Source organism: Mesorhizobium sp. M1406 (genome assembly GCF_040317555.1).
Lineage (GTDB): Bacteria > Pseudomonadota > Alphaproteobacteria > Rhizobiales > Rhizobiaceae > Mesorhizobium.
Map to the genome: position 1 here is coordinate 76,759 of NZ_JAMYKW010000012.1, position 13,293 is coordinate 90,051.

The following is a 13,293-nucleotide window of genomic DNA, read 5'->3' on the forward strand; positions in this document are numbered from 1 at the left end:
GCGCAGACGCGGGCGCCGCGCGTGGATGGACGATCTGCAATGAGTTCGAAGGACGATCCTTTCGGCCCGGCGGGCAAGACCGTTATTCGCGCCCCTCCACGGCGTGAGCGAAAACCGGCGCCTATCCCTCAGGAGCCCGTCGCGGATGGCGGGCAGGCCTCGCAGACCAAGGATTCGACCGTGTTCGATCCCGGCGTCGGCCGGCATACACCGCCGGGCTGGACGTCCGGGACCGTGATTTATCAAGGAGCTCCTTCCGTTGCGGCAGGAGGCGCTTCGGCAGCGGCGCCGACTTCAGCCCTGCGGCAGGAAACCCTGCTCAATGTCACGGACAGTGTCAGATATTCCGCGGTAAACCCGATCCTTGCGGCAGCCGCACCGTTGCTGATGCTGTTCGGCCAACTCAGGCTTATTCCCGTCGAGAGACAAGCGGAGCCGTTGGCGGAACATGTTACCGAGGCGATTGATAGATTCGACAGGACACTGGAGAAATCAGGTGTCGCCGAAGAGGATGCGCGGATTGCAAAATTCGTCCTCTGCGAAACCGCGGACGATCTGATCGGCAACCTGCCTTGGCCACCAAAAGACGCTTGGACGCGGCACAGCATGCTGTCGCGGTTCTTTCATGTCGAACCCAGCGGCACGGGCTTTTTCGAAGCGCTGAACAAGATACTGGCCAGCCCGGAGGCGCACCATGATCTGCTCGAACTGATGCATGCCTGCCTGTCGCTGGGGTTCGAGGGCCAGTACCGGGAGGTGACGCACGAAGACAACAATCTCGAGCGCGTTCGACGCGACGTCTACGAGACGCTTCGCTACTTCAGGGCGCGTGCCGGCGAAGACATCTCTCCGCACTGGCAGGGCCTGGCGGCGACCATGACGCAGTCGTCGACCCGCCTGCCGCTCTGGGTCGTGGGGGCAGCGGCATCGGCGCTGCTGACTGCCGCATTCTTCGCACTGCGGGTCTTCATCACCAATGAAGGCGACGCCGCAGCCGGTGAATTACTGGCGCTCAACCCATCGACACCGATCTCCATCGAGCGCGCCAGCGTGGCGCCATTGGCGGAGCCGGCGAAAGTCATCCCACCCGCCGCCACAACCACGCAGATCGATCGCATCCGTTCGGCACTGGCCAAGGAAGTCGAAGGCGGCGGGCTGACCGTCGGCACGAAGGGCGACTTCATCGTGGTGGAAATCAACAATCTCCTGCTGTTCCAGTCCGGCAGGGCCGAGGCGAAGCCAGAGTTCCAGCCCATTGCTGCTGATATCGCCGCGGCCCTGGAACCCGAGCCCGGACCAATCAGGATCATCGGCCATACGGACAATGTGAAGCCACGAAAATCGAGCCCGTTCAAATCCAACTTCGACCTTTCCGTCGCCAGGGCGAAGGCTGTCGAAACAATGATGGCGCCGAAGTTCAGCGATCCTTCGCGACTGACGGTCGACGGCAAGGGCGAGGACGAGCCAATCGCCGACAATGCCACGCCGGAAGGCCGCGCCAAGAACCGCCGTGTCGATGTGATGATCGCCAAGGAGGAAACATTGTGAACACGGACAGTTGGAAGTGGCCATGACGCGTTGGCTGCCGCGGATCTTCAGCATGATCGCGCTGGCCGGCCTCGCGGCGGCGGTGTGGTTTGCCGGACCCTTGATCCGCTTCGCCGATGCCCGTCCTCTCGGACCTGCCTGGCTGCGTGCGACTATCATTGGTGTGATCGTGGCAGCGCTCGCGCTTTTCCACGGCCTGCGTTTCTGGCAAGCGAGAAAAGCGCAAAAAGAACTCGAAACCGTGGTCGCACACAACGACGACCGCGATGACGACTCGCGGGTGCTCGAAGTCCGCATGAACGAAGCGATCGCTGCGCTCAAACGGTCGAGCGGCAAGCGCAACTTCCTCTATGAGATACCCTGGTACATCGTCATCGGCCCGCCCGGCGCGGGCAAGACTACGGCGCTGGTCAATTCGGGTCTGAATTTTCCGCTGGCCGGTTCGGGTAGTGCCCAGCCAGTTGCCGGCGTTGGCGGAACACGCGCCTGCGACTGGTGGTTTACCGACCAGGCCGTGCTGATCGATACCGCGGGACGCTACACGACCCAGGATTCCAATGCCGAGAGTGACAAGAAGAGCTGGCTCGCCTTCTTGTCGCTGCTCAAGAGATATCGCACACGGCAACCGATAAACGGCGTCATCCTGGCCATCAGCCTTGCCGATCTCATCAGCTCCGACGATCAGCAGCTTGACGCTCACGTCGTCGAGATACGCAGTCGCCTGCGGGAAATCCACGAGACGCTGAAAATCCAGTTTCCGGTGTATCTGCTGTTCACCAAGGCCGACCTGGTTTCCGGGTTCATGGATTACTTCGGCGGCTTCGACGAGCCCCGCCGGCGCAAGGTATGGGGCGCCACGTTCCAGACCACGGATCGCAACAAGAACATGGCCGCCGAGGCGCCGGCCGAATTCGAGGCACTGGCAAGACGCCTGGTAGAGGAGATGCCTGACCGTCTTCAGGAAGAGGCTGATCCGGTCGCGCGCATATCCGTCTTTGGCTTTCCGGCACAATTTGGTGCGCTGAAAGGCCGAATTTCGAATTTCATCGCCAGCCTGTTCGATCCGACCCGCAGCCAGGTGAATGTCAGCCTGCGTGGACTCTATTTCTCTTCAGGCACGCAAGAGGGAACGCCAATCGATCAGGTGTTGGGCGCGATCGGCCGCAGCTTCGGCGGCAATGCCCGCGCCCACCTTTCCGGAACCGGCAAAAGCTTCTTTTTGCATGATCTGCTGACGGGCGTCATTTTTGCCGAATCCGGATGGGTTTCGTATGATAAATCGGCAGTAAGACGTGCGGCGATCGCCAGATTCGGGGCGCTTTGCGCCATCGCGTTGATCGCGGCGGCGGCCCTCGGCACCCTGGCCCTGAGCTTCACAGCCAACAGGTCGTTGATCGCCTCCACCATGCAGGCCATGAGCCAGTACCGCACGACGGCGGACGCGCTGCTCAAAAGTACCGAGGTGACCGATGTCGACCTCGAAAACGTCATTGGCCCGCTCGACCAGTTGCGCAATCTGCCGGCTGGATTCGAAACTGGTGACCTGCCGACACCGATCGAGGAGACGTTCGGCCTCAGCCAGCGGGACAGACTTCTTTCGGCATCCAAGACGGCTTACCGACAAGCGCTGGAACGAATGCTCCGATCGCGCCTGCTGATCCAGGCCGAGCGGACTATCCAGGCCAAGATGGCTGATCCCGCCGCGCTCTACGAGCCGTTGAAAATCTATCTGATGCTTGGCGGCAAGGCGCCGAAGGTCGACGACGCATTGGTCATTTCCTGGATGAAGCAGGATTGGGAGCAGAACCGGTATCCAGGTGAAAACAACCGCGAAGGACGCGAGCAGCTCGAAAAGCACCTGCGCGCCATGCTTGCGTTGGACGATGCCTACGATCCGGTTTTCGAACTCAACCGGCCGCTCGTCGAAGCCGCTCAACGGTCGCTCGGGCGCATGAGCCTGGCCGACCGTGCCTCCGCTTTGGTCAAATCCGCAGTATACGCGGCAGCATTGGATGATTTTTCTGTTTCCCTGAAAAGCGGCCCGGAAGCGCGGCTGCTGTTCGAGCGTGTCGATGGCGGCGATCTGTCGGGCCTTCGTGTTCCCGGCATCTATACCTACGCCGGCTTCAATAATTTCTATCTCGTGCAACTCTCCCGCATTGCCCAGACGCTCGTCGACGACCAGTGGGTCCTCGGTGGTGGGGGCGAGCAAGGCGGCATCGATCAGGAGTTGCCCAAGCTCGGCCCCGAACTTCTCGATCGCTACGGGAAGGAGTTCGCAACGGCGTGGAACGGTGTTCTCGACGGGTTGAAGTTCAAAGCGATGCTGAAGGACAAGCCGCACTACATCGCGCTTTCCGCCGTCGCCTCGCCAACCTCGCCGATCGAACAGCTGTTTACCGCGATCGCCGACGAAACGGCGCTGACGCGGGACGCTGCTTCCAGCAAGGATTCAGGCACCGGGCTTGAAGACGGCGCGGTTCAAAGCCAGTCGCAGGACGCCGCGAACATGGCCAGAGGCCTGGCTCGCATCGGCATTCAAATCGCCACCGGAAAATCGCAAAGCCGTGCCGGCACAGGATCCGCAGCAGCGCAAAACCAGAACCCGGGAGCCAACATCGAAGCGCAGTTCAGATCGTTCCAGGTCTTGGTGGGCGGACCTGCCGGGCACCGCCCGATCGATGCCTTGACCCAGAATTTCCGCGATATCTACCAGAGCCTGCAACTGGCGACCGACGTTCCCTCCCAGACCGAACGCGTCAACGCAAATCTGCAGCTCCAGATCGCCACCCTTCGCGCCAATGTCTCGCGTTTGCCCAAACAATTCGGCCGGATGGTCAACGCCACGGCGGACGAGTTTGAAGGCAACGTCGCCGAGACCTCGGTGGCGAATTTGAACCGGATGCTCGACCAGACGGTCACACAGCCCTGCGAGGCGGCGGTCAACGGCCGTTATCCTTTCGCGGGCAATGGTAGCGAGGACATCGCGATTGCGGATTTCGCGAAATTGTTCGCCCCTGGCGGGCTGATGGATCGGTTCTTCGCGCAAAATCTCGCATCGCTGATCGACATGACCGGTCAGGACTGGAACTGGAAACAGGATGCGCGCTTCGGGCGCGACCTGTCGAAATCGACGTTGAAAAACTTCCAGTTGGCCGCCGAAATCCGCGGAGCCTTTTTTCCCCAGGGCGGTTCGGTGCCCTCGGTGAGCGTGACCTTCACGCCGTTCTCACTGCATGGCGATGCCGATGCGGCGGTGCTCGATGTCGACGGCCAGACCGTCCAGAGCAACCAGGCGGGCAACGCGCCAAGCACGGTGACCTGGCCGAGAGGCACGGCCTCCGGGTCCGCCAGCCTCAATCTGACGCCGGAAATGCCAGGCCGCGAATCCACCATCAAGTTCGAAGGGCCGTGGGCGCTGAAGCGGCTGCTGGACAAGGCGACCATCACTGGCAACGACAACAATGTTGAAGCGCGGTTCGTGATCGGCGGGCGCGACGTCACCTATACGATCCAGACTGGTTCCGGCCCCAACCCCTTCTTCCTTCCCGCACTTTCCGGATTCAGCTGTCCGAAGGCGTTTTGAGATGGACTTCGAGCCTTTCAGGGCGATGAGACCCTGCATGTGCCTCGAGCGCCAGACCTTAATTTCGGTACTCTAATGTTCGAGCCTGTGGCAAAGTGGCTTGAGCGGGCGCCTGGTGGTGTGCCGTAGAGGGCGCTTGAGAAGCGCTTGGTGGCAAATTGAACGATGTCGCCCTTCCCGTTGAAAGCTTCGGCGTGAGCCACAAAGGCTGTGTCCGCGAGCACAATGAGGACAGCTATCTGCTCGAGCCACGAACCGGCCTCTGGGTGGTGGCCGACGGAATGGGCGGGCATGAGGCCGGAGAGGTCGCCTCGGCCTGCATTGTCGACCACCTGGCGACGATCGGCATCGCAAGCTCCGCGCCGGATTTGCGGGCGCGTTTCGAGGACAGGCTGAGCCGGGCCAATGCCGAGATCCGCGGCATATCGGAATCTCGCGGCATAACCATCGGTTCCACCGTAGCCGCCCTGTTGGCGATGGACGGACGGTTTGCCTGCCTGTGGGCGGGTGATAGCCGGGTTTATCTGATCCGCAACGCCTCGATCTCGCAGATTTCGAAAGACCACACCGAAGTCCAGGAACTCCTCGATCGAGGCATGATCACCGCAGCCGAGGCGCTCACCTGGCCACGCCGCAATGTCATCACGCATGCGGTCGGCGTCAGCGACGAATTCGTCATCGATTTCCAGCAAGGCGAACTGATGCCGGGGGACATTTTTGTGTTGAGCACTGATGGGCTGACAGCGCATGTCACCGACGCGGAGATCGAGGCCGCTGTAGTATCGGCGACACCTCAGGCGGCGTGCGAAAATCTGCTGGAAACGGTGCTGACGCGGGGCGGAACGGACAATGTCACCATTGTGCTGGTGAAGATCGGCAACGAGCGCAACGGACAATCGCTCCACCCTGATTTGTCCAGTGCGGAGGGCCAAGGCTAATGAGCGCCGACGACAAGACGCGAATATCGCCGCAGGTGGCCGACACCGCCGTAGGCACGCAGCTCAGCGGCATCTATGAACTTGACGAGCGGATCGCATTCGGCGGCATGGGCGAGGTCTACCGTGGCCACAACATCCAGACCGGAGACCACGTCGCGATCAAGATCGTTCTGCCCGAGTTTGCCCGCGACCAGACGATCCTGTCCTTGTTCCGCAAGGAGGCCTCGATCCTCAACCACCTGTCGCATGATGCGGTCGTGCGATACCACGTCTTCACGATCGATCCGGGGATCGGCCGTCCCTACCTTGCCATGGAATTCGTCGACGGCGAGTCGCTGTTCGACATCATGCGGCGTGGGCCGATGCCGACGGAAGAGGTGTGCAAGCTCTGCCATCGCCTCGCATCCGGCCTGAGCGCCGTACATCAGGCGGGAGCAATCCATCGCGATCTCTCGCCGGACAATATCATCCTGCCAGGGGGCCGGGTCGACCGCGCAAAGATCATCGATTTCGGCATTGCGCGATCAGCGACCGTAGGCGGGGAGACGCTGATCGGCGGAAAGTTCGCAGGAAAGTACAACTACGTTTCGCCCGAACAGCTCGGCCTGTACAGCGGCGACGTCAGTGAACAGTCCGACATCTACAGCCTTGGGCTGGTGCTGGCCGCCGCTCTGCGCGGCAAACCGATCGACATGAGCGGATCGCAGTTCGAGATCATCGAAAAGCGCCGGGTCGTGCCTGATCTCTCCGACATCGACGACGATTTTCGTGGCATTGTTGAATCCATGCTGCAACCGGATCCGCGAGACCGGCCAGTCAGCATGGCGGACATCGCCAGAATGACACGTGGCGAAGACGAAGGAACGATGCCGCCGACGTCCAGGACACCCCGGGACCGGCCGGCTTTGCCGCCAGCCGGGCAAACCCTTGCTCCTGATCCCCAGGGCCAGCCGCAGCCGTCCAATGTCGCGGGACACAAGGCGCCGACGGCAACAGGCCCGGGCGAGCAGCGCTTCGTCCCGCATGTCCGGCCCGCGCATTTGTCCGACCCGCGGCCCTCGCCGGTCGCCGATCCTCCACGCGCGGTCACGGCGGATGTGTCCGGAAAATCCACGAAGACCCGAACCATCGCGATCGCTGCCTTGGCGACGCTGGCTGTCGCTTCAAGCGCGAGCCTGTATCTGAGCGGCTTCATGACGCCTGCTACGCCAACTGTCGGCAAGACGTCGCTTTCCGCGCCCGAACCGACAAAGCCTGTACCGGAAACGTCGAAGCCAGACCCCACGCACAAAGTCGCGAACGCCCCTGAACCTGCAAAGGCAGTTCCGCCCGCGCAGCCGGAGGCCAGCGTACCGCCGGCTGAAGATCAGCCAGACGCCGCGGCGGCTCAAAAGCCGCAACCGGCCAAGCCCGCCGAAGTCCCTTCGAAGACCGAGGAGCCCGCGAAGCCGCCGGCAATGGAAGCGCAACCGCAAACAGAGGCGAATCCGCCGCCGGCTGGAAGCCAGGCAGATGCCAAGGCTGTGCAAACGCCGGAGCCGGCGAAGTCCACTGTCCCGGCGCAAACCGAGGAACCTCCGAAGTCATCGGCAACGGACGCCCAGCAGCCGTCCGAAAAGACACCGCCGGCCCAGCCAGCGGTTGTGGAGAGCCCAAAGCCCGAACCACGGATCAGCCAGCCGGCGGTGCCCAAGGTGACCGCGCCGACGCCCAAACCCACTGCAAACCAGACGGATACCGCGAACGCCGAGAACCAAAAGGCAATGTCGCCGGAAACCAAACAGCCGAACCCTGTCGTCGCATTGAATGTGCCCAAACCAGCGATCCCCCCGGTCGTCGACGACATCGCGCAACGAGTCTCCTGGGTTCGCGACTTCAGCGGTGGCGACTGTTTCTACGCGACCATGACGTCGGCAACCGACAACGCCGCGGCGATCGAAGGATTTGGAACGGCGGTCCAGCCGTTCGAACAGATGCTGGGCGATTTCCAGGCAAAATTCCATGTCGAGCCGGACATCAGCGTCCGCCTCATTGAGCCGAGCCAATGCGAGGTCACCAATTTTCTGCGCTTTCTGGGGCAGACCGCGGCCGACAAGCCGCGGCTTGTTCTCGACCGGACATCGGTGCCGAACGGTACGCCGATCAGCGGTACGCTGGTAACGCGTGGCGGCCTCATTTCCAGTGTGCTGCTGATCGATCACAAAGGCATGGCGTTCAGTCTAGACGACCGCATCGTCGCACAATCGGACAAGGCTACCTTCAGCATCCCGATTGGTCTCGGCGCCGCCGACAAGGCCGCCGGAAAGGCCGTGCCGCAGATCATAATGGTGATCACGGGGCCGCAGGATATTCAGGCGGCTGCGTTCTCCACGCCGACGCCAGCCTCGGTGCTGCTGCCCAAAATTCTCGAGGAAATCGAGACCAACGGATCTCAGTTTTCAGCCACTGCCAAGTATTTCCGACTCGGCGGATAGCATGGGCGCCCGATGGAACTCCGCTCGTGTTTGCCCCACTCGTCCGCCGACTTGCCTGTAAGGTGGCGTGACCCGGTCCGAGCCGTGCTTGCGCTCGGGGGCCGCATGAAGCTTGCGGTCATCTCGGGCGCCGCGCTGCTGGCCGTGCTGTCATCCGGCGAAGCGCGCGCCGAATTCACGGTCTGCAATCAGACTCTCGACGTCGTCAATCTCGCGGTCGGCCAGAAGATCGACAATGCGGACCAGACCGACGGCTGGTGGACCATCGGCGCAAATCAATGCGTGAACGTCATCCGGGAGGAACTGACGAACCGCTACATCTACATCTACGCAACTGACGTCTTCGGCCACGCGATCCTGACAGGGTCGACCGACATGTGCATCGAACGGCGACGTTTCTCCATCCGCGGCATCGACGAATGCTGGCAGCGCGGCCATATCGCCGCGCAATTCCTCGAAGTCGACACGCTCGAACAGGTGCGGTGGACGTTCTTCCTGACCGGAAGCAGCCCGTGACGCACAGTATCGACACGAGCTTCAGGCAGAAAAAGCAGGCGCGCCTTGCGCTTCGCAGACGCAAGCTCTGGCGCCGGCTGCTTGCCGGTCTTGCCGCGATTGTCCTGCTGTCGATCGCCGTCGGCTTCTACCTCACAGCGGACTATTGGTCGTTCGGCGACGAAGACGAAGAACTGCACGCAGTCGAAGGGGTGGACGACGTGCCGGCCGATGCCTCGGTCTATGTGCCTGCCATCATAGACCTTGCCGGGGACCCGATGTGGATCACCCTTGCCCCCGATGCCGACACCACGTCGAAAGGCCATTCGATCGCGAGGCCGGCGGATCTCGATCAGGCCGGGGTTTCTCCGCGGATCGAAATCCTGTCGGATGTGATGCTCAGCGCCAGCGAAAAATTCATGACGACGATACCGTCGACGCAGGAGGACTTCGCATTCTTCCAGGCACAACGGCAGACCGCCCCATCCCCGTCCGACGATCCGCAGGACGATCTTCAGCCACCGGCGGGGGACCTGCAGAACGATCTTCAGCCCTCGCCTGCTCCCAACGAGACCCCGTCTGTCCCGGGACAGCAGATGGGCACCGACGATCCCGAAGCAGGCTGGGGTGAAACAATCGATGCAGGCGAGGCAGCCCTTCCCGCATTCCAGAAAACACAGATCGAAAACAACACGAGTGTCGCAACCGTCGCGAATGAATACCAGCGGTTCGAGGCAACAGAAGACACGTTCGTGAAAATCCTCAACGACCGCAGTTTGGATAGTGTCGCGCTCGATGCCCATTTTTCGGCCGACGACGCCAAGCTGGCGGGGGAAGCGATGAAGGCGCTTTTCAACCGGGAAGGCCTGGAACCGGGTTATGTCGTCGCCATGCGCGGTTTCAGGCCGACGCGCGAGACGACATCGATGTCGCTCATGCAGGTGTCGATATACGCCAAGAACGTCTTTGTCGGCACGCTGACGCGCAATGCAGCGGGCGTTTTCGTATCGGGTGTCGATCCTTGGGTCCGGGAAGATCTGTTCAACTATTCGGGCGCGCCGCAGGAAGGCACGCACAAGCGGCAGTATCGCCTCCTCGACGCAATCTATTCGACGGCGGCACGCAACAAGGTTCCGACCGGCGTAATCGGCGAAGCGATCATGTACCTGTCGAGAGGACAGGATCTGGACGCCTTCGCCAGCGAGGACCAGCGCCTCGTCCTGATCTATTCACAAATGCCGCGCGGCAAAAGCGAGACCGACGGACGCGTGCTGTATGTCGGTGTGCAGGGTACTGAAAGGAGCCTCGAATGCTTTGTCTTCCAGCAGAGTGACGGTCAGTTTGCATGCGTTACGGGCGATGATCAGGTTCGCTCGCTGACGGTCACCAATGGCATGGTCACGCCGGTCAACGGGGTCATGACATCCACCTTCGGCCCACGCAAGCACCCAATTCTGGGCGTGGTTCGCATCCACAAGGGCGTCGATTGGGCGGCCCCCGTCGGTACGCCGATCGCAGCCGCCTTCGAAGGCGAGATCACCTTCCAGGGCGACGGCGGCGGTTACGGCAATTTGGTGAAGATTGCGCATGCCAACGGGCGCGAGACGCGCTACGCGCATATGCAGAAATTCGCAATCGCAAGCGGTGTCGGCACGAAGGTGAAGGCCGGTGACATCATTGGCTATATAGGCACCACCGGCCTGTCGACCGGGCCGCATCTGCATTTCGAACTCTATCTGAACGGCGAGGCGATCGATCCGCTGGGCACGGTGACGGCCGTCGCGGTCGCAACGAACGATACCGCCGTCGAAACGCTGACCGACCGTATCGTTCATGTCGAAAGCGGTGGCAGCGCCCGCGCCAAGAACCCAAATTCTTCAGCAACCGGCGCCGGCCAATTCATAACAAAGACCTGGATCCGGATGATGAACACCTACCGCCCTGAACTTGCACGAACGCTGTCGACGGCCGACCTGCTCGCTCTACGCTACGACGCCACGATCTCGCGCGAGATGGTGCGAAATCTGGCGCGGGAAGGCGAAGCCTATCTTCGGGCACGCGGCCATCAGATCACAGCCGGCCGGCTCTATCTCTGCCATTTCCTGGGTATGGAAGGCGCGCATCAGGTGCTGTCGGCGTCGGGTGCGGCGCAACTGAGCGCCGTGCTCGGGTCCGCCGTCATTCAAGCCAACCCCTTTCTCACGGGCAAGACCGCCGGCTATGTCGTCGATTGGGCCGAAAGGAAAATGGGCCAAAAAATTGCTCGGGTCACGACTGACGCCAGTCCTCGGACAACGACAACGGAAATCCGCCAGACATCGCCTGAGTTCGAAAAATACAAGCAGGCCGTCACAGCCCTCATAAGTTCAATTCAGAATACGATCTGAGCCGCGCCGTCGCGGCATGGGCCTCTCAGACTATTGGTGCTCCCGTTGCCAAGTGTTAATATAGGCAACTTTTTTGGGCTTTGTGAACCAAAACGGTGGCCAGGGCACATATGCCCAAGAGTCATTTTTGGCATAAGCGACCTTGTCGCTGACGAAATTTAGCATGCGCAGACATCAATGGTGCGCCCTGATGGGCGGAGGGTTGGTCCATGAAAGCGTTCGCTGTCTTTCTAAGCGGGATTATCCTGTTTTTCCTTGCCGCGTTCGGCGCCCAGGCTGCCACGCCTGGCGCCAAACGCGTCGCGCTGGTGATCGGCAACAGCAAATACGTTCATGCTGTTACCTTGCCCAACCCCGCCAACGATGCCCACCTGATCGCATCGACGCTGCGCAATGCCGGGTTCGAGGTGATCGAGGGGGTCGATCAGGACAATGCAGGCATGCATAGCCTCATCAGCCGGTTCACCGAACAATCCTACGAGGCGGACCTCGCGGTCATTTTCTATGCCGGTCACGGCATGCAGGTCGACGGCAAGAACTACTTGATACCGGTCGACGCCGAATTGACCACGCCAGCCTATCTCAAGACCCGTACGATCCAGATCGACGATTTCATGGCCGCGTTGCCGCCGGACCCGGCAATTGGCGTCATCATACTCGATGCCTGCCGCGACAATCCGCTGGCAAGGACACTGGCGGCCTCGCTGCCGAAAAGCCGCTCCACCTCGTTGGGCACCGGCCTGGCGCCAGTCGAAGCAAAATCGGACGGCATTGGAACCGGCGGCCTGCTGATTGCCTATGCAACGGATCCGGGCGCCATCGCATTCGACGGCAACGGGGTCGACAGTCCTTACTCAACGGCGCTTGCCAGGCATCTGACCGAACCCGGCGTGGAAATCCAGAGCGCGCTGACGCGCGTGCGCGGCGAGGTGACCGAAACCACGCAAGGTCGCCAGAGGCCGTGGCACAACGCATCGCTGGGACGCGAGGTTTTCCTGGGAAAGCCCGCCTCGGCAGCGGCGCCTGCTACAAATCCAGTGGCCGACGCGTCGAACGCCGCGGCGGCATCGACACCCGCCCCTGTTGCCAGTGATCCTCCCTCCTGGGAAGTCGAGCAGCGCCTTTGGGATGAGGCTTCTAAGCGCAATTCAATTCCGTTCTACGAGGCCTATCTCGACCAGTTTCCCAACGGCCGCTTCGCCACCGTGGCACGGCTGAACATCGACGAATTGAACGACCCGAAAGCTCAAAACCGGCAGGTCGCTGCGCTCGATACGGACCAGGCGAACGCCAGTTCCGGCTCTGCCGTGCGCACCTCGGTGGGCGTTTCGGACGAGATAAAACAAACTCCGGGTACCGAGTTGACGGAAGGTGCGATCGGCCTTGATCGCCAAGGACGTATCGATCTGCAATTGCGCATCGAAGCGTTGGGCAACGAGCTTGGCCGCATCGACGGAAACATAGGCCCGCAGACCCGTCAGGCGATCGGCATCTGGCAAGCAAAGAACGGTTTGCCGCAGACCACCTATCTGACGCGCGAGCAACTGTCGTTCCTCGTGATCCAGACAGATCCGATGATGGAAGCGGTGCGCGCCAGATATGCTGCCGATCAGGCCCGCGCGACGCAGCCGAAGCAGCAGGTGGTAAAGAAGGTCCGCACGCAGAGACCGGTGGCACAGAAACCCCGCAAGCAACAGCAGGTCGTTCAGAGGCAGCGCAACCGCGACACCGTGGTGCGGCAGGATGATCCGCCGCCGCCGCAGGACAATAACGACTTCCTGACCAAGGCGCTGATCTTCGGCACCGGTGTGGCTGTGGGCGGCGTGCTCAAGAACTGACCACCGGCGTACCAAGGCCTATTGGGC

7 protein-coding genes are annotated in these 13,293 nt (G+C 61.7%); all 7 read left to right on the top strand.

Features of this window, described 5'->3' with window-relative positions:
- The first annotated feature begins 39 nt into the window (after window positions 1-39).
- Entirely contained in the window at window positions 40-1,548 is a 1,509-nt protein-coding gene (gene tssL / locus NKH03_RS13185) for a type VI secretion system protein TssL, long form (protein ID WP_352968688.1), read from the top strand.
- A gap of 22 nt (window positions 1,549-1,570) precedes the next feature.
- On the top strand, window positions 1,571-5,134 hold the full coding sequence (gene tssM / locus NKH03_RS13190) for a type VI secretion system membrane subunit TssM (RefSeq protein ID WP_352968689.1): 3,564 nt from the start codon (window positions 1,571-1,573) through the stop codon (window positions 5,132-5,134).
- Between the two features lie 158 nt (window positions 5,135-5,292).
- Window positions 5,293-6,072 carry a PP2C family protein-serine/threonine phosphatase gene (locus tag NKH03_RS13195; protein ID WP_352968690.1) on the top strand — a complete coding sequence of 260 codons (780 nt, stop codon included), beginning with the start codon at window positions 5,293-5,295 and terminating at the stop codon, window positions 6,070-6,072.
- A complete protein-coding gene (locus NKH03_RS13200; protein WP_352968691.1) occupies window positions 6,072-8,546 on the top strand; it encodes a serine/threonine-protein kinase in 2,475 nt (824 codons plus the stop codon). The genes NKH03_RS13195 and NKH03_RS13200 overlap by 1 nt, the downstream gene beginning before the upstream one ends.
- Window positions 8,547-8,651: 105 nt before the next feature.
- A complete protein-coding gene (locus NKH03_RS13205; protein ID WP_352968692.1) occupies window positions 8,652-9,062 on the top strand; it encodes a DUF1036 domain-containing protein in 411 nt (136 codons plus the stop codon).
- Window positions 9,059-11,428 carry a M23 family metallopeptidase gene (locus NKH03_RS13210; RefSeq protein WP_352968693.1) on the top strand — a complete coding sequence of 790 codons (2,370 nt, stop codon included), beginning with the start codon at window positions 9,059-9,061 and terminating at the stop codon, window positions 11,426-11,428. The genes NKH03_RS13205 and NKH03_RS13210 overlap by 4 nt, the downstream gene beginning before the upstream one ends.
- Window positions 11,429-11,637: 209 nt before the next feature.
- Window positions 11,638-13,266: a caspase family protein gene (locus tag NKH03_RS13215; protein WP_352875732.1), complete on the top strand. Its 1,629-nt coding sequence runs from the start codon at window positions 11,638-11,640 to the stop codon at window positions 13,264-13,266.
- The last annotated feature ends 27 nt before the right edge of the window (window positions 13,267-13,293 follow it).